We start from the raw sequence: 17925 nt of genomic DNA on the forward strand, positions 1-17925 counted from the left end.
GGCGGTCGCGCCGAGCTTGCCGAGGGCTCTGCCGACGCCGCCGAGGGCCAAGCGGAGCTCGATGAGCAAAAGGCCAGCGCGAATGCCAAGTTTGCCGATGCACGTTCCGAGGTGGATGGCATCGAGCGTGCCACCTGGTACATCCAGGATCGCAGCTCGCTTGCCAGCTATGCGAGCATCGAGTCGGACGCGAGTTCCATCGAGTCCATCGCCACGGTGTTCCCCCTCATTTTCTTCACGGTGGCGGTGCTCATCAGCCTCACCACGGTTACGCGCATGGTCGAGGAAGACCGCGGACTCATCGGTGTGTACAAAGCGCTCGGGTATAGCCGCGGCCGCATCCTCTCCAAGTACCTCATCTACTCGTTCGCCGCATGCGTGGCCGGCGGCATTGCAGGCGACGCCCTTGGCTTCATCGTGCTGCCCGAGATCATCTTCACCATCTTCACCACCATGTACGCGCTGCCGCCGTTCCAGCTGCACTTCAACGCGTTCACGGCGGCACTCGGCATCACCCTGTTCGCCGTCGGCATCGTGGGCGCAACGTTTCTCGCGTGCCGCCACGTGCTCAGGGAAACGCCTGCCTCACTCATGCGCCCCAAGGCCCCGCGCGCGGGCAAGCGCATCCTGCTCGAGCGCATCACGCCCGTGTGGCGGCGCCTCTCCTTCCTCAACAAGGTGAGCGCGCGCAACCTCTTCCGCTACAAAAAGCGCTTCCTCATGACGGTTTTCGGTATTGCCGGGTGCACCGCGCTCATGATCTGCGGCCTGGGCATTCGCGACACGGTGATCTCGCTCAAGCCGCGTCAGTACGGCTCGGAGGGCATCGTGCGCTACGACCTGCTGGCCGTGACGGCCGACGCGGACTTCTCCCAGGGTGAGGACGAACTGCGCGCCACGGGTGCCATCGACACGATGCTCGAGGCCCGCGTCGATACCGTGACTGCCGAGTTCGGCGGTGTGAAGGAGAGCATCCAGCTCATCGTTGTCCCCGACAACGCGGATCTGTCCGCCTACATGAAGACCGAGGACGGCTCCCATACGTCGTTCCTAGCACCGGCGATGGGCGGCGAGGAGCTTGGACTCCCGCGTGAGGATAACGGAGCGCTCATCACGAAGAACGCCGAGCAGGTGTTGGGATTTGGCCTGGGCGACGAGCTCGCGCTGCAGGGCACCGCCTTGCAAACCGGCAGCGCCCGTGTGGACGGCATAACCGTTAACTTCCTGGGAAATTTCATCTTCATGACGGAGAGTGCCTACCAAGAGGCCTTTGGCGAGCCGTGCATACCCAACGCGTTCCTGGTCAACCTCGAGGGCACGGATGCCGAAAAGATCGCCCTTGCTGATGAGCTCTCTGCTGGGAACACGTTCGTGAGTGTGTCGAGCTCCACCAAGATCGCCAATGATTTCTCAGAGAGCTTCAAGATCATCGACGTGGTGGTGTACGTGGTGACGGTCATGGCGGCTGCGTTGGCGTTCGCCGTGGTCTTCACGCTGTCCAACACCAACATCTCCGAGCGCGAACGCGAGCTCGCCACCATCAAGGTGCTGGGCTTCCGCCGGCGCGAGGTGTATCGCTACATCAACAAGGAGACGATTGTCCTCACGCTCATCGGCATCGTGGCGGGATGGCCCCTCGGGTACCTCATCACGCGGTTCCTTACGTACGTGTTGCGCATGCCGTCGCTGTTCTTCGACACGATCGTCGAGCCCCAGACGTATGTGTTCGCCTCGATCATGGCGCTCGTGTTCACGCTCATCATCAACCAGATGACCAATCGCAGCCTCGACAAGATCGATATGGTGGGAGCCCTCAAGAGCGCCGAGTAGCTGCACCTGATTCGTGGCGGGCCTTATATACGCTCCGGAGCGTGGTTCCGCTTCGCTCCGCAAAAACGCTCCTACGGTATATAAGGCCCGCCACGCCTCGTGCTCGGCTAAATCGGCGATTGAGTGCTTTTGAACTCATCTACCTATGCAGGCGGGATAAAGAGGTTGAAGCGCTGCAGGTGCGGAAGGGGGAGCGCTGGGATATATACCGTAGCGGTGTTTTATGGAGTGAAGCGAAGCCACACTGCGTACCGTATATATCCCAGCGTGCCAGGCAAGGTGACCTTGCGGCGGCGGTACAATGAATCGACTGTGCTGTAAGGGGGACCGCATGATAACCACCACCTACCACTCGCCGCTAGGCGACATCACGCTTGCCGCCGACGCGCGTGGGCTCACGGGTTTGTGGTTTGCCGACCAAGCGCATTACGGCTCCACGCTTGAGGGCGATGAGCCCTCCTTTGACATGGAGCGAGGTGTATTCGAGGACGCGGTGAACGCTGCCGTGCATGCCGAGCCGCATGCCGAGGCCGCACCTGCCGTCACGTGCGAGAAGATTGAGGGCTGCGATGCCGTATCCGGGTGCAGCCCCCTGAACGCCGAGGACCCGCGGAATACCGCTGCGGTGGGCGTGCTCGAGCGTGCATGGGCGTGGCTGAACGCGTATTTCGCCGGTCAAGCGCCGCGTTGGACCCCACCTCTGCACATCGAGGGCACCGAGTTCCAACATGCGATTTGGGTCGCGTTGCTTGAGATCCCTTATGGCGAGACGGTCACCTATGGCGAATTGGCCCATCGGGTGGCGCGTCGCCGCGGGTTCACGGAAGCGGGGCTGGAAGGCGATGCCGCAAAGACGCCCTCTCCGCGTGCCGTTGGTGCGGCAGTGGGCCGAAATCCCATCTCGATCATCGTGCCCTGCCATCGCGTGGTGGGTGCGGACGGATCGCTCACCGGATACGCCGGTGGCGTGGAGCGCAAACGCGCCCTGCTCGAGCTCGAGGCGGCGCGGTAACCGAGGCCTTCGACAACCTCGCATACGCGTGCAGACAACCTCCGCACGTGTCCACAGCATCCGCGAGAGTGTACTTTCGCGGAGGATTTTCGGCATATTCGTGCCGAGAGTGCCGCGAGAGTTACCTTTCGCGGCAGCCTTGGTTTTGGCATGAAGTGACGAGATGTGCATGGAGGTTCGCGCCGTTCCATGCAAAAATAGCGCAACCGAACCGACGCGGGTTCTCAGCTCATGCTGCTATGAGGTGGGAACCCGCTTTTATGTGGAAAGGGCGCGCATGAGTCAAACGACCGATGCGGCAAAGAAGCCGAACAAATGGGCCATCCTGTTCACGGTGCTCATCATGACCTTTATGGCTACGTTCGATTCGAGCATCGTCAACGTGGCCCTCCCCGTGATGCAGAAGGCCCTGGAAGCCGGCCTTGGTCAGATCCAATGGGTCTCATCGGTTTACCTGCTTACCATGTGCGCGTTCCTGCTCGTGTTCGGGCGCCTGGGCGACCTGCACGGCAAGGTTCGTTTCTTCGAGTTCGGCGTGGTGATCTTCACCATCGGTTCACTCATGTGCGGCCTTTCCACCACGCTGCCCGCACTTGTGGTGTCCCGTGCGGTGCAAGGCATCGGCGGGGCATCGGCCATGGCGAACAACATGGGCATCATCACCGAGGCGTTTCCCGCTCGCGAGCGCGGTCGCGCGTTGGGGCTGTTGGCGAGCTTTGTCGCGCTCGGCATGATGTGCGGGCCCGTGCTCGGCGGTTTCATCGTGGCGGTGATGCCTTGGGAGTATATCTTCCTCATCAACGTTCCCGTGGGTGTGCTCTCGCTCGTGCTGGGCCGATTTACTCTGCCGCGCACAGGGTCCACAGTCGAGGGTGGGACCATGGACGTCTTTGGCGCGGTTCTACTCGTCCCCGGCATGTTGCTCACATTCCTGTCCGTCACCATGCTGCAGAGCAACCCCGGGCTGCTTGTTGCCGGTTCGTTTGCGGTGGGCGTTATACTGCTCGTTCTGTTCGTCCGTCACGAGCGTGCGGTCGAACAGCCTTTGGTGGCGTTTGGCATCTTCTGCGATAGGCATTTCGTGGTGAACCTTATCTGCCTGTTCATCAGCTTTGTGGCGATTGGCGTCTACGAACTCATGACGCCGTTCTATCTCCAGGACGCTCGAGGGTTCGATCCAGGTCTCTCCGGTCTCATCTTCTGCGTTATCCCCCTGGCCAACGCACTTGTCGGTCCTATTTCCGGTGCGGTGTCCGATCGCATTGGCTGCGAGGTGCCCACGTGCGTGGGGTTGGCGTCGTTCAGCGTCGGCTTGTATCTCATTGGGACGCTGGGGATGGACGCCTCCATTCCCTGGATCCTGTTCTGCCTGGGCCTGGCGTCGTGTGGCACGTCGATTTTCCAGTCGCCCAACAATTCGCTCATCATGGGGTCGGTGCCCATTGAGACGCTCGGATTTGCCGGTAGCGCCAGCGCGCTCGCTCGGTACCTGGGCATGGCGATCGGCATCTCCGGTTCCACCTCCATCCTCTACGGGCAGATGGGCGCGGCTGCGGGGCACCCGGTCACGGCGTTCGTTGAAGGCCGGCCCGACATCTTCCTCTCCGGCTATCGCGTGGTGTACATGATCACGGCCGTTTTGGTTGCCGTGGGGTTCGCCCTGACCGTCGCCCGCGCTCTTAAACGCCACAAGCGGGTCTAAGGAAGTCCTCCTCGCTGGGCGTACCTGATCAGCTGCGGGCGGATGGAGCAGCTGGGGAGCAGTTGGAGACGGGCGCTGACGGTCGCAAGCCACGCGGCCACGACGCACTTCGTGCTTGCCGTTCGGCGGATGCCGCACATCTTCATCACCGGAGTGTGGGAAACTGGTACTCTGAGACAATACGTTGCTACTTTTCGGCGTCCAGGGAGGTTCGTCGCACGCATGCTGCTGGAACGCATTTCATCGCCGCAAGACGTCAAGGACCTCGAGCCTTGTGACCTGCCGATTCTTTGCGAGGAGATCCGTCGCGCCATTCTGGTGAGCTCCGCTTCGGTGGGAGGTCACATTGGGTCCAATTTGGGCGTCGTCGAGTTGACGGTGGCTCTGCACCGTGTATTCGATTCCCCGCACGACAAGATCGTCTTCGATGTTTCGCATCAGACCTATGCTCATAAGATGCTCACGGGTCGTGCGAGCAACTATCTCGATCCATCGGAATTCGGCGGGCTTTCGGGTTTCTCCAATCCCGATGAATCCGAACATGACCTGTTCTCCATGGGGCACACCTCCACGTCGGTAAGCCTTGCTTGCGGTATGGCGAAGGCTCGCGACCTTAAAGACGAGGATTATCGCGTAGTCGCCGTGATTGGCGACGGATCGCTCTCGGGCGGGCTCGCGTTCGAGGGCTTTGACGCCCTGGCCGAGCTGGGCTCCGGGGTCATCGTTATCGTGAACGACAACGGCTGGTCCATCGCCGAGAACCACGGCGGCCTCTACCGCAACCTCGCGGAGCTTCGCGAGACCGGTGGCGAGGCCCCCAACAATTTCTTCCGCACCTTGGGGCTCGACTATCGCTTCGTTGCCAAGGGCAATGACGAGGCCGAGCTTGAGCGCGTCCTTCGCGATGTCCGCGACGTCGACCATCCTATTGTGGTGCACGTGTGCACCACCAAGGGAGCCGGCTACGAGCCCGCGGCGGCGGATTCGGAAAGTTGGCACCACGTGGGGCCGTTCGATATCGAGTCGGGCAGCTATGACGTGTTCCCCCGCAACCGCTGCGAGGATTCCGAGACCTACGCCGGCATCACCGGCGCCTATCTGCTGAACGCCATGCAGCTGGATTCGCGCGTGGTGGGAATCTCGGCGGCAACGCCCTACATCATGGGCTTCACCCCCTGGCGTCGTGCACGCGCAGGCAAGCAATTCGTGGACGTGGGCATTGCCGAGGAGCACGCCGTGACGTATGCGGCGGGCCTTGCTCGCGCAGGTGCTAAGCCGGTCCTGGGTCTGTACGGTGTATTCATGCAGCGCGCCTACGACCAGTTCTGGCACGACGTGTGCCTCAACTGCCTGCCCGTGGTGTTCCTGGACTTCGGCTCCTCGGTGTTCGGCACCTCCGACGCCACCCACCTGAGCTTCTTCGACCTCGCCCTCATGGGGGGTATGCCCAACCTGCGTTGCCTTGCCCCTGCGTGCCGCGAGGAATACGAGGCCATGCTCGATTGGGCGATGGCGCAGGATGCACGGCCCGTGGTGATTCGCGTTCCCGGCAACGGGGTCGAGAGTCGGCCTGGGCTCGTTTGCGGTGATGATCGACTCTCGTTCGACACGCCGCATTACCAAGTGGTCCGCGAGGGCGAGGATGTGGCCGTGTTGGCGCTCGGCAGTTTCTTTGGCCTCGGCGAGCGGGTGTGCGATGCGCTGATGGGCGAGGGGCTTTCTCCAACGCTCGTGAATCCGCGTTTTGCCACGGAGCTTGACGAGGATACGCTGAACGAGATCGCTGCAGCGCATACGGTGGTCGTGACGCTTGAGGATGGTGTGCTCGAGGGGGGCTGGGGCGAGAAGGTCGCGCGGTATCTGGGTGGCACGGACTCCCGCGTGCTGTGCTATGGCGTGTCCAAGGGTTTCCCCGACCGTTACGATGTCGATGAGCTGCTTGCCGAGAACGGCGTGACGGTTGAGGGCGTCGTTGCCGATGTACGGTGCCTGCTGTCCGAGGATGCGGGGGCGTAGTGCTAAATCGGGCGGATGTCGCGCGCGCAAGCGTGACGACCCGGCAAAAAAGAAACCATCATGGTGTTTGTTACAACTTAGGGTATTTGGGGCATAACACCTTACAAGCGTTTTTGGACGCCTGTAATCTAACCTTGTAATTTGGCAGGTTAACAAATCGCCTCTAACGGAAGGGGATTTTCCATGAGTAGTAAGACCCGTGAGTTCATGTTCGACCGTCGCCAGGTGCTCGGCGCTGCCGCCGCCGGCGTCGCCACGCTCGGGCTTGCCGCCTGTGGCGAGGCACCCGCGTCCACGCCCGCCGGCTCTGCCTCCACCGATGATGCTGCCGAGGACCAGGAGCCCGTGGCGCTCGACGCCGATGCATATGACAAGCTGATCGCAGCCGGTTCCGTTGCCGATGACGCCACCGTCGCCGCGAGCGAGTGGGCGAGCAAGATCAAGGAGGCCGGCACCATGCGCCTGGGCGTCGTCCAGACCTCCATGCTCTTCAGCCTCCTCAACGAGAAGGACGGCAAGCTCCGCGGCTTCGACGCCGGCCTGTCCCAGCTGCTCGTCCGCTACATCCTGGGCGACGAGTCCAAGTTCGAGACCACCCAGGTCACGTCCGACACGCGCGAGTCCGTCCTGCAGAACGACCAGGTCGACGCCGTCTTCGCCACCTACTCCATCACCGAGGACCGCAAGAAGCTCATCTCCTTCGCCGGCCCGTACTACAGCACGCAGCAGTCCATCCTCGTTCTCGCCGACAACGACGACATCGCGAGTGTTGACGACCTCGCGGGCAAGAACGTCGCCGCCCAGTCCGGATCCACCGGCCCGAGCATCATGGAGGAAGTCTGCCCCGACGCCAAGCTTCAGGAGTTCAAGACCGACGAGGAGGCCCGCAGCGCTCTCTCCCAGGGTCGCGTTGACGCCTACGTGATCGACCGCAACATGCTGTTCTCCGACATGATGAAGCAGCCTGGCAAGTACAAGATGGCCGGCGACCCGTTCGGCCCCGAGGACCTCTACGGCATCGGCCTGCCGCTCGACTCCGACGGCGTCGAGTTCGTGAATGCCTTCCTCTCCCAGATCGAGGAGGATGGCACGTGGGAGGAGCTGTGGAAGCTCTGCATCGGCGACCGTGCCGAGATCGACGAGGTTCCGCAGCCTCCGGCGATCGGCGCGTAAGTCCGCCATGCGCTCGGCGGCGGTCCCGTGAGGACGGGCCCTCCGCCGCGTGATGTCTGGGATATGCGGGGCGCCCGCGTCCGCTTGGGACAGATCTTGTGCCGGGCGGGCGGGGCGCCCTTCGCATACCATGTATGGAATCGGGCGGCCGTCCCGCTGCGTGCAGTTGGGACGGGCCGCTTTGGATGAGAAGTCGGGGAAGGGGAGCTCATGGGGCTGTCTGAGCTGCTTGCCACCTATGGGCGGAACTATTGGGAGGCGTTGCTGTCCACGTGGGGCATGACGGCGCTGTGCTTCGCGCTGGTGATGCTGGTCGCCATCGCCGTCACGGTGATGCGCGTGTCGCCCTTCAAGCCGCTGCGCGTCCTCGGCGACGGCTACGTCCAGGTGTTCCGCAACATCCCGGGCGTGTCGCTGCTCATCATCATCGTGTACGCGCTGCCGAGCCTGAACCTGGTGCTGCCCTACCGTACCTGCGTGATCCTCACGGTGATCCTCGTCGCCTCCGCCTTCGGCTCCGAGAACTTCATGAGCGGCATCAACACCATCGGCGTGGGCCAGATCGAGGCCGCCCGCTCGCTGGGCCTCTCCTTTGGGCAGATGCTCCGCCGCATCGTGATCCCCCAGGCGCTGCGCACCACCGTCCTGCCCATGACCAACCTGCTCATCGCGGTCCTGCTCACCACCTCTCTCGGTTCGCAGGTGCCGCTCGACCCGCCGGAGCTCACGGGCGTGGTGTCCTACATCAATACCCGCTCCACCGGCGGCATCCTGGCCTTCGGTATCGCCGCGGCGGGCTATGCCTTCACCGCGGTCGCCATCGCCTTCGTGGGAAATCGCATCGACAAGAAGGTGAGGATCGTCCGATGAGCGCTCAGGCAACCTCGGGCGCCGTCAGCATCCGCGACGCCCTCTACGAGACCCCCGACCCCAAGACGCGGGTCAAGATCCGCATCGGAACGGCGGTCAGCGCCGTGGCCGTGGCGATGCTGCTCGCGTTCGTCGTGCACCAGTTCTGGGCGACCGGCCAGCTCGACCCCAGGTACTGGATGTTCTTCACGCAGATGAGCACCTGGTCGTACCTGTTTGCCGGCCTGCGGGGGACCCTCGCGGTGGCGCTGACCGCCGGCGCGATCGCGCTCGTGCTGGGGCTTCTGCTCATGCTGGGGCGCACGAGCGGCATCCGACCGCTCGCCGCGCTCTGCCGCGTGGTCACCGACTTCTTCCGCGGCGTGCCGAGCCTGCTTTTGATCTACTTCTTCTTCCTGGTGGTCCCGCAGTACGGCATCAAGATGTCGTCGTTTTGGATGATCACGCTGCCCGTGGCGCTCGCCGCCTCGGGCGTGCTCGCCGAGGTCTTCCGCGCGGGCGTCAACGCCGTGCCGCGCGGGCAGACCGAGGCGGCGCTTGCGCTCGGCATGAGGCCCTTCCGCGTCAAGCTCAAGATCGTGCTGCCCCAGGCGATCCGCTATGTGATCCCCTCGCTCATCTCGCAGCTGGTGGTCGTGGTCAAGGACACCACCGTGGCGTACGTGGTGAGCTATCCGGACATGCTGCAGAACGCCCGCGTGCTCATCACCAACTACGACGCCCTGGTGAGCACCTATCTGGTGGTGGCGGTCATCTACATCCTGCTCAACTACGCCATCAACCAGCTCTCCGTGTACGTGGCGCGCCGCAGCGGCGCTCGCGTGGTGAGTCGCTACAGCACCAACCCCGCGTAAGGCCGCGCCCCTCGCGGCTCCGGCGGGCACGTGAGCGCCTCGCCCTCCCGCGGGGGGTGGCCCGCATTGCCCCGTAGGATGGTTTTCCGGCGCTTCCCGCGCCGCCCAAAGATTGGACGAGACATGTCAGAACAGACCCCGATCATCGAGCTCCGCCATGTGGACAAGCACTTCGGAGAGCTCCATGTGCTCAAGGACGTGAGCCTTTCCGTTGGAAAGGGCGAGGTCGTCGTGGTGATCGGCCCCTCGGGCTCCGGCAAATCGACGCTCTGCCGCGCCATCAACCGCCTCGAGACGATCGATTCCGGCGAGATCCTCATCGAGGGCCAGCCCCTTCCCGAGGAGGGGCGGGAGCTCGCCGCCATGCGCGCCGAGCTCGGCATGGTGTTCCAGAGCTTCAATCTGTTCGCGCACATGAGCATCTTGCAGAACGTGACGATCGGCCCTATCGAGGTGCTGGGCCTGCCCAAGGCCGAGGCGGAGGAGCGCGCGATGGAGCTGCTCGAGCGCGTGGGCGTCGCGTCCCAGGCGCATAAGGTCCCCGCGCAGCTCTCCGGCGGCCAGCAGCAGCGCGTCGCCATCGCCCGCTCGCTCGCCATGCACCCCAAGGCGATGCTGTTCGACGAGCCCACCTCCGCCTTGGACCCCGAGATGATCAACGAGGTCCTCGACGTCATGGTCGATTTGGCGCGCCGGGGCATGACCATGATCGTGGTGACGCACGAGATGAATTTCGCTCGTCGCGTCGCCGACCGCGTGGTCTTCATGGCGGATGGCGCCATCGTCGAGGAGGGCGCCCCCGACGAGTTTTTCGACCACCCGACCACGCAGCGCGCCCGTGACTTTCTCGACTCCATCAAGGGACACTAAGCATGACCTCAGCAGACGACCGACCGATAATCCTGATCGCCCCGCGCCTGGAGCAGCCCAAGCCCTGCCTTCAGATGCCCGAGCGCCTGGCGCCCGAGGAGACCGGGGCCACCGTGTTCCTCGAGGCGATCCTCGCCGCAGGCGGACTGCCGCTCATCATGACACTCACCGAGGACGAGGACGTCATCGCACGCTATATAGAGATGGCGGACGGCGTCGCCATCCCGGGCGGACACGACGTCGACCCGGCGCTGTGGGGCGTCGAGGAGCCGTATGACGAGCGCCTGCTCTGCCATGAGCGCGACGCCTTCGAGCTGAAGCTCATCAAGGCTGCGCTCGCCGCGCACAAGCCCCTCTTCGCTACGTGCCGCGGCATGCAGATCCTGAACGTCGCCCTTGGCGGCACCCTGTGCATGGACGTTCCGAGCCTGCCCGTCCCCAAGGGCAAGGTGCACTGGCGCCATCTGCCCATCCTGCACGACCCCGCGCATCCCATCGCGGTCGAGGACGGCTCTCTGCTGTCGCGCGTGCTCGACTGGCAGGGCGAGGTGCAGGTCAACTCGAGCCACCACTGCTGCGTCGACAAGCTCGGCAAGGGCGTGCGGCTCACGGGAGTCGCCACCGACGGCGTGCCGGAGGCGATCGAGGTCGAGGGCCAGCCCTTCTGCCTGGGCGTGCAGTGGCACCCCGAGTACACCTGGCGCAGGCTCGAGACCGACTTCAAGCTGTGGCGTGCCTTCGTCGACGCCGCCCGCGGCTGACGCGCTTCGACGACATCGGCTCATGTTCGGAGAAGACGGTACTGGAATGCGCACCCGTTTGCCAAACGGAAACAATTGCATGGCATGATACAGTGGAGCACTCCACTCAAGTAAAGAGGTACGCCATGCAGATGATACGCCCCTGGGCTTCGGAATACGACGAGTATCGTCGCGACGAATCGCGCAGCACCGGCGAGGCGGAGTCGATCTCCTTCCCCACGTGCGAAGACGAGCTTCGCTCGATTCTTTCTGAGCTCGATCCCGCGACGCCCATCACCGTGCAGGGTGCACGCACGGGCCTGGCGGGTGGCGCGGTGCCGCATGGGGGACATGTGGTGAGCCTCGTCCGCATGAATGCATACAAGGGGCTGCGTCGGGCGGCCGATGGCGCGTTCTTCTTGCGGGTCGAGCCGGGCGTGGTCCTATCGGAACTGCGTCGTCACCTGCATGCGAAGAGCCTGCCCGCCCATGGCTGGGATGACGCTTCTCGCGCGGCGCTTGAGGCGCTCTACGCCAGCCCCGAGCAGTTCTTCCCCACGGATCCCACGGAGACGTCCGCCTGTCTGGGCGGCATGGCCGCATGCAATGCATCCGGTGCGCGTAGTTACCGGTACGGTCCCATGCGTCCGCACGTGAGCGGACTGCGCGTGGTGCTCGTGAGCGGGGAGACGCTGGCACTGCGCCGAGGCGACGTGTGCGCGCAGGGCCGCGCGCTGGAGCTCGTCACGGAGCAGGGGACCACGATGCGCATGGAGCTCCCTACCTACGACATGCCGCGCGCAAAGAACGCGTCGGGCTATTTCATCGCGGACGACATGGACGCCGTGGACTTGTTCATCGGATCCGACGGCACTCTCGGCATCATCACGGAGCTTGAGCTCGCGTTGATGCCCGCTCCGCAGGTGACCTGGGGTGTTAATTGCTTTTTCGAGGATGAGGGCCAGGCGCTCGATTTCGTCGTGCGAGTTCGCCCCGCGCTCGATTGCGCGAGCGCGTTTGAGTATTTCGACGGGGCGGCTCTCGACATCCTGCGCACCACGCGCGAGGATGGGGCTGCCTTCGCGTCGTTGCCCGAGGTTCCGGATGCGTACCGCGCGTGCGTGTTCGTGGAGCTGGAATGCAATGGCGAAACGCAGGCGATGGAGGCGCTGTGCGAGCTTGGGTCCCTGCTAGAGGAAGTGGGCGGGAGCGAGCGGGACACGTGGGTCGCCCGCACGGACGTGGACCGCGAGCGTCAACGCCTGTTCCGTCATGCTGTGCCCGAGTGCGTGAACATGCTCATCGATCGCAGACGACGCGTGACCCCCTCTATCACCAAACTTGGCTCAGACATGTCTGTGCCAGACGAGCGCCTGCACGATGTCGTAGACCTGTACCGGCGCACATTGGCCGAGACCGGGCTGGAATCGGCCGCGTGGGGGCACATTGGGAACAACCATCTGCACGTGAACATTCTGCCTCGGGACGAGGCCGATTTTGCCGCGGGCAAGGACCTGTTCCGCGCGTGGGCGCGTGAGGTTACCGCCATGGGCGGTGCGGTGTCCGCCGAGCACGGCGTGGGTAAGATCAAGCGCGATTTCCTGCTCACCATGTACGGCGAGATGCATGTGGACGAGATGGCGCACCTCAAGGCGGCGTTCGACCCCACGGGGCGCTTAAACCGCGGGAACCTGTTCGACGAGGCGCGCCTCGATGCAGCCGTGGGGGAGCTGGACGGTATCGAGGAGGCTGCACGATGAACATCGTCGTTTGCGTCAAGGCGGTGCCCGGCAGCACCGAGGTCAAGATGGACACCAAAACCCATACCATCATCCGCGATGGTGGCGAGGCGGTCGTCAACCCGTTCGATGCCGCTGCGCTTGAGGTGGCTCTGCGCATCAAAGACGAGCACCGCGCGGCGGGCGAAGCCTGCACGGTGACCGTCCTATCTATGGGGATTCCCGCAACGGAAAAGCTGCTGCGCGACTGCATCGCGCGTGGAGCGGATGCGGGTCTGCTGCTTTCGGACCGCGCGTTCGCCGGCGCGGACACCCTTGCCACCACCTACGCACTCTCGTGCGGGATTGCGCGCCTTGGCGCGCCCGATCTGGTGTTGTGCGGGAAGATGGCGGTCGACGGCGACACGGCGCAGATCGGCCCCGAGCTCGCGGGCGCGCTCAACGTGCCGTGCGCGGTGGGCGTTACGGGGTTGCCGGCCGTCGCCGACGGGACCGTGACGGTGCAGCGTGAGTCCGATGCGGGTGTGGCGACGGCTGCATTTCCTCTGCCCGCGGTTCTCACCGTGGCCAAGGATGTCGCGGAGCTCCGCATGGCGAGTATCGCCGGCATCCGTGCGGCAGAAGAGGTGGAGATCACCGTGCTTACAGCCGAGGAGGCTGGTGCGGACACCGCACGTACGGGGCTGGCCGGGTCTCCCACGCAGGTGGTGCGCTCGTTCGTGCCCGAGCGTGATGAGCGCGGCGTTGAGATTACGGCCGATGCCGCGGAACAGGCAATGCAGATCGCCGAGGTGTTGAAGGGAAGGGCGCTGTGAGCGGGTTGGTAGTCGATTTCGAAAAGTGCATCGGCTGCGCGCGGTGCGTACGGGCCTGCGGCAACGCCGGTATCGAGGTGGAGGGTCCGCGCGGCGCCCGCAAGGCGCGTGTGACGGATGACTGCATCCTGTGCGGCGCGTGCGTGGACGCGTGCCCGGTGGACGCGCTCTCCATAGAGCGCGGGGACGCCCCTTGCGCCCAGGACCTCGGAGCATACCGCGATTACTGGGTTTTCGTGCAGGTGGATGAGGATGGGCGTCCGCTTGATGTCGCGTTCGAGCTCGTGGGCAAGGCGCGCGGGCTCGCCGATGAGCGTGGGTGCCGCGTCGTGGCGCTGCTTGCCGAGAGCGCGTCCGAGGACGAGGCGACCGAAGCTGGATCTTTGCCAGCGGGCATCGCGGGCGTCGAGGGGCGTCGGGATACCGCTGAGCTCCTTATCGCTGCGGGTGCGGATGAGGTCATTCGCTGCCGCGACGCGCGTTTCGCCGGCCTCGACGCCGAGGTCCATGCCGAATGGATCTGCGCGTTGGTACGTGAGCGCAAGCCCGAGGCGCTGCTCTATGGCGCGACCGTCTTCGGTCGCGAGCTGGCGCCCGCCGTGGCGGTTCGTCTCCAGACGGGCCTTACCGCAGATTGCACGGTGCTCGAGGTCGATCCCAAGACGGGCCTTCTTCAGCAGACGCGCCCCGCCTTTGGTGGCAATCTCATGGCCACGATCGTGTGTCCTGCGCACCGTCCGCAGATGGCGACGGTGCGTCCGGGCATCTTTGCCGCTCCCGAGCCCGATAGCACGCGTTCCGGTTCGGTCTCAGACGTTTCGCTCGACCCCTCCGTACGTCCGCGTGTGCGCCTGCTCGGCGTCGAGCGTGCATCAGCCGCCGACTCGATAACCGATACGGACGTGCTTGTGGTCGTGGGTCGCGGCATGGGATCGAAGAAGAACCTCGGCATCGCGCGTGAGCTGGCAGAGGCGCTAGGTGGCAAGCTCGGCTGCACACGCCCGATCGTGGAGGCGGGTTGGTGCGAGCCGTGGCAGCAGGTGGGGCAGACGGGCGTGTCGGTCGCGCCGCGCCTGTTGATCAGCCTGGGGGTTTCGGGCGCCATCCAGCATGTCGCAGGTATATCCGGCGCCCAGGCCATCATCGCCGTCAACGAGGACCCCGATGCGCCCATTTTCGCGTCGGCTCAGTACAAGGTCGTGGGCGATTGCGTCAAGGTCGCCGAGGAGCTGTTGGCCAGGTTGTAGGATCAAGGCTGCATCCGCATAGGAAATCGGGTGCTGGTTGGCCATAACGTGGTCATGGCGACCCTCGACCACGATTTGGATCCGGCGAAGCGAGGGATTCTGCACCCGGCGCCCATTGTGATAGGTGACGATGTGTGGATCGGGGCGAGTGCGACAATCACCAAGGGCGTGACCATAGGGGACGGAGCGGTTATCGCCGCCGGGGCCGTGGTGACGCGCGATGTGCCGGCTCGCACGGTGGTGGCCGGCGTCCCCGCGCGGGTCATCAAGAACCTCTAGGCCACGGGGAGTTCGAGGTCGGGCGGCTAGTTGGACTTCGAGCATTGGGGGACGCTGCCGCCATGCCCGGCGAGAAGCTCGTCGTAATGGGCGATCTTGTAATCCAGGCGGTCAAGCCCCGCCTGGATGCGCTCCAGCCGCTCGCGCGCCGCATCGCGCTGCTCGATGAGGATCTGCTTGCGCGCCTCGAGGGTTGCATCGCCTTGCTCGAAGAGTTGCATATACTCGATGAGCGCCTCGATGGAGACATTCGCCCCGCGCATGCACTTGATGAACGATACGCGCATGCAATCGTCCTCGTCGTAATCGCGGATGCCGCTGGCATTGCGATGCACGCGCGGGAGCAGCCCGATCCGCTCGTAATAGCGGAGGGTGTCGGCGCTGATCCCATATTCCTCTGCGACTTCGGCGATGCGCATGGCGGCTCCTTTCGACGTGCGCGCGACGGGCGCGCATCTTTGCGGCGGGCGCGCGCTCACTGGGCGCACGGGCACGCATGCGTGCGGCCCGCGATCTGTTTTCCATCGTACGACTTGGAGCTCACTCAAGGGCAAGCAAATTGATGTTTGGGCTTGCGTCGGCATTCGAGCTAGGGCTTGCGCCGCTGACGGAAAGATGCGCTTGAGGTCATCCGTTTGGGGTAGGACAGAAGTATCGCAAAGCGCGCTGAGACCACGTCGAAAGGAGCGGTCATGTCTACTGAAATGTTGTTCTTTGTGCTGCTGCTGGTGGTGTGCGCCCTCATTGGCTATCTCGCCATCCCGCGCGTGATGAGGAAGTGGTCCGTGGCGACCAAGCCCACGGACGAGCGTTTGGATTACGCGTCGCATCTAGGCGAGGAGGTCGACCAGGGCACGTTGGGGGAGGTGCCCTCCGAGCGCGAACGCGCACCCCATCGCGACCAGGGAAGCACGCCGATTCGCCAGTTATAGATTGCTTCTTGAGGTTTTTCGTATCGATATTGGGTTTCGCCGAGTAGACGCGTGTTTGCAGCAGTAAAAGCGCAGGTTGCAACTGCTTGCATGCCTCCTCTACTCGGCGACGTGCGATGCGAGTACGAAAAAGCTCAACTTGTTTGCGGAATATGCCAAAAAATGGCTTAGGACGACCCGTTTTGCCTTAAGGTTCGATACCTGCCTTGCGGCCGCCTCCGTGGCGAATGTGGCGATGTGGTGATTTGGGTTCGGGTCACCAAGGGGAGATTTGCCTTGGAGCCGACTCAAAGTCCTAGTATCGCCATATGGCGCGGCCGATTGTCAGGGTTCGAGCTCAAGGGGCTCATGGGATCCGCATCACGGCTGCGCTCGGTCACTTCATCGCGCATAATGCCGGAGCTGTCAGAGAAATGGGAGGCGACATGCAGTACACCAAGCTGGGCACGACGGATATCGAAGTCTCTCGCATCTGCTTGGGGTGCATGGGCTTCGGCGATTCCGGCAACGGTCAGCACGCTTGGACGCTGGGGTACGAGGAGTCCGCGATGATCATCGCACGTGCACTGGGAGAGGGCATCACCTTCTTCGACACGGCCATGGGGTATCAAAACGGGACGAGCGAGGAGTACGTCGGTCGGGCGCTCGCCAAGTACGCGAGACGCGATGATGTGGTCGTCGCCACAAAGTTCGTCCTGGGCGGACCGCACGCCCCTGCGGGGGAGCGGCCGGGCGATCGCGGGCCGGAATCGGTCGATTCCAAGATCGAGCGATTGCTCGATGCGAGTCTCGCCCGCCTGGGCATGGACTACGTCGATTTGTATATCTACCACATGTGGGATTGGAATACCCCCATCGAGGAGCTGCTGCCCGCGCTCGATCGCCAGGTTCGGGCGGGCAAGATACGCACATTGGGCATCTCGAATTGCTATGCGTGGCAACTCGCCGAGGCGAACGTGATCGCCCGCGCCAACGGCTGGACCCCATTTTCAAGCTATCAGGGCCATTACAACGCGATTGCCCGCGAGGACGAGCGCGAGATGGTGCCCCTTGCGGCGACCCATGGCCTCGCGTTGACGCCGTACTCCGCACTCGCTGGTGGAAGGCTCGCTAAGGCGCCTGGCCAGACGAGCAGACGCCTGCAGCTCGATGCGTACGCGCGCGGGAAGTACGACGGCACGGCGGACGTGGATGCGCCCATTATCGAGACCATCGCGCGCATTGCGGAGGCCCGCGGCGTGACCATGACGGAGGTCGCCTTGGCGTGGCTGCTCACCAAGGTGACAGCTCCCGTGGTGGGGGCGACGAAGCCGCACCATATCGACGGCGCCGTCGCCGCTTGCGACCTCACGCTCGCCCCCGAGGAGATTTCCGCAATCGAGAGCCCCTACGCGTCCCATGCAGTGGTGGGCGTCGTCGCCGAGAATCGCTCGCCGTCGCTCGCGTAGTCTTTCTTCGCGCCTGTGCTGCACTTACGGTATGCTTTTCCAGATATGACAATGGCTCGATAGATGGTGCGGAGACGCACGGTGGAGGGGTGCGTTCCCCGCCACCAGGAGAATCGGGGTGCGAGTCCCCGGCTATTCCAGTAACCGTGATTCCCACGCAGGCGGACGACGCGTCGCAGATCGGACGGCGCGCGCGTGCGGCAATGAGGATGAGTCGGATCGCCTCTCTATCTGCGAACGCCCAAAGGGATGGGCGGGGCCCTGGATGGAAGGGGTGTCTGGATGGCCAGAACCCGTATGACGGCATCGTGCCGTCACGTCGCCGTCCGCCGCGTGTTGGTGGCGGCGCTCACACTTGCAATGACAATGGGGCGGGTGCCCACTGCGGCGTTCGCCGA

Annotated in this window: 15 protein-coding genes and 1 pseudogene; 15 read left to right on the top strand and 1 reads right to left on the bottom strand. The window is 64.1% G+C overall.

The features are described 5' to 3' along the window. From ACT8II_RS00295 to ACT8II_RS00355, 13 genes and pseudogenes are all read left to right on the top strand, one after another. Nucleotides 1-1830: ABC transporter permease (locus ACT8II_RS00295; protein WP_443812759.1), on the top strand; the 1830-nt coding region annotated here is incomplete at its 5' end. Nucleotides 1831-2161: 331 nt separating this feature from the next. After that, nucleotides 2162-2842, top strand: a complete 681-nt coding sequence (locus tag ACT8II_RS00300) for a methylated-DNA--[protein]-cysteine S-methyltransferase (protein WP_294122588.1) — start codon at nt 2162-2164, stop codon at nt 2840-2842. Between the two features lie 277 nt (nt 2843-3119). After that, nucleotides 3120-4544, top strand: a complete 1425-nt coding sequence (locus ACT8II_RS00305) for an MFS transporter (protein WP_443812760.1) — start codon at nt 3120-3122, stop codon at nt 4542-4544. Nucleotides 4545-4766: 222 nt separating this feature from the next. Next, nucleotides 4767-6560, top strand: coding sequence for a 1-deoxy-D-xylulose-5-phosphate synthase (locus ACT8II_RS00310; protein WP_443812761.1), 1794 nt, complete (start codon nt 4767-4769; stop codon nt 6558-6560). A gap of 183 nt (nt 6561-6743) precedes the next feature. Beyond that, a complete protein-coding gene (locus ACT8II_RS00315; protein WP_294159554.1) occupies nt 6744-7733 on the top strand; it encodes a glutamate ABC transporter substrate-binding protein in 990 nt (329 codons plus the stop codon). A 210-nt stretch (nt 7734-7943) separates the two neighbouring features. Then, nucleotides 7944-8603: an amino acid ABC transporter permease gene (locus ACT8II_RS00320; protein ID WP_294159556.1), complete on the top strand. Its 660-nt coding sequence runs from the start codon at nt 7944-7946 to the stop codon at nt 8601-8603. Next, nucleotides 8600-9457 (top strand): amino acid ABC transporter permease, encoded by an 858-nt coding sequence (locus ACT8II_RS00325; protein ID WP_443812762.1) that lies wholly within the window; start codon nt 8600-8602, stop codon nt 9455-9457. The genes ACT8II_RS00320 and ACT8II_RS00325 overlap by 4 nt, the downstream gene beginning before the upstream one ends. Nucleotides 9458-9580: 123 nt before the next feature. Then, nucleotides 9581-10327 (top strand): amino acid ABC transporter ATP-binding protein, encoded by a 747-nt coding sequence (locus tag ACT8II_RS00330; protein WP_294159560.1) that lies wholly within the window; start codon nt 9581-9583, stop codon nt 10325-10327. A 2-nt stretch (nt 10328-10329) separates the two neighbouring features. Next, nucleotides 10330-11088, top strand: coding sequence for a gamma-glutamyl-gamma-aminobutyrate hydrolase family protein (locus tag ACT8II_RS00335; protein ID WP_294159562.1), 759 nt, complete (start codon nt 10330-10332; stop codon nt 11086-11088). Between the two features lie 125 nt (nt 11089-11213). Next, the gene (locus ACT8II_RS00340; protein WP_443812763.1) at nt 11214-12827 is read left to right on the top strand and encodes an FAD-binding oxidoreductase; all 1614 of its coding nucleotides are present in this window, start codon (nt 11214-11216) and stop codon (nt 12825-12827) included. After that, nucleotides 12824-13621 carry an electron transfer flavoprotein subunit beta/FixA family protein gene (locus ACT8II_RS00345; protein WP_443812764.1) on the top strand — a complete coding sequence of 266 codons (798 nt, stop codon included), beginning with the start codon at nt 12824-12826 and terminating at the stop codon, nt 13619-13621. Before ACT8II_RS00340 ends, ACT8II_RS00345 begins: the two co-directional genes overlap by 4 nt. Further along, nucleotides 13618-14868 carry an FAD-binding protein gene (locus ACT8II_RS00350; RefSeq protein ID WP_412107975.1) on the top strand — a complete coding sequence of 417 codons (1251 nt, stop codon included), beginning with the start codon at nt 13618-13620 and terminating at the stop codon, nt 14866-14868. Before ACT8II_RS00345 ends, ACT8II_RS00350 begins: the two co-directional genes overlap by 4 nt. A 123-nt stretch (nt 14869-14991) precedes the next feature. Continuing rightward, nucleotides 14992-15141 (top strand): annotated as a pseudogene (locus ACT8II_RS00355) (DapH/DapD/GlmU-related protein); the annotation flags it as partial. Nucleotides 15142-15173: 32 nt separating this feature from the next. Here the strand turns inward: ACT8II_RS00355 and ACT8II_RS00360 are convergent. Continuing rightward, a complete protein-coding gene (locus ACT8II_RS00360) occupies nt 15174-15566 on the bottom strand; it encodes a MerR family transcriptional regulator (protein WP_443812765.1) in 393 nt (130 codons plus the stop codon). A 273-nt stretch (nt 15567-15839) separates the two neighbouring features. Here ACT8II_RS00360 and ACT8II_RS00365 point away from each other — a divergent pair, with 273 nt between their 5' ends. Beyond that, complete coding sequence (locus ACT8II_RS00365) at nt 15840-16079, top strand: hypothetical protein (protein WP_294159569.1); 240 nt, start codon at nt 15840-15842, stop codon at nt 16077-16079. Nucleotides 16080-16504: 425 nt separating this feature from the next. Further along, nucleotides 16505-17527 carry an aldo/keto reductase gene (locus ACT8II_RS00370; RefSeq protein ID WP_443812766.1) on the top strand — a complete coding sequence of 341 codons (1023 nt, stop codon included), beginning with the start codon at nt 16505-16507 and terminating at the stop codon, nt 17525-17527. The last annotated feature ends 398 nt before the right edge of the window (nt 17528-17925 follow it).

Origin of the sequence: Collinsella sp. (assembly GCF_052346665.1) — a bacterium.
Lineage (GTDB): Bacteria > Actinomycetota > Coriobacteriia > Coriobacteriales > Coriobacteriaceae > Collinsella.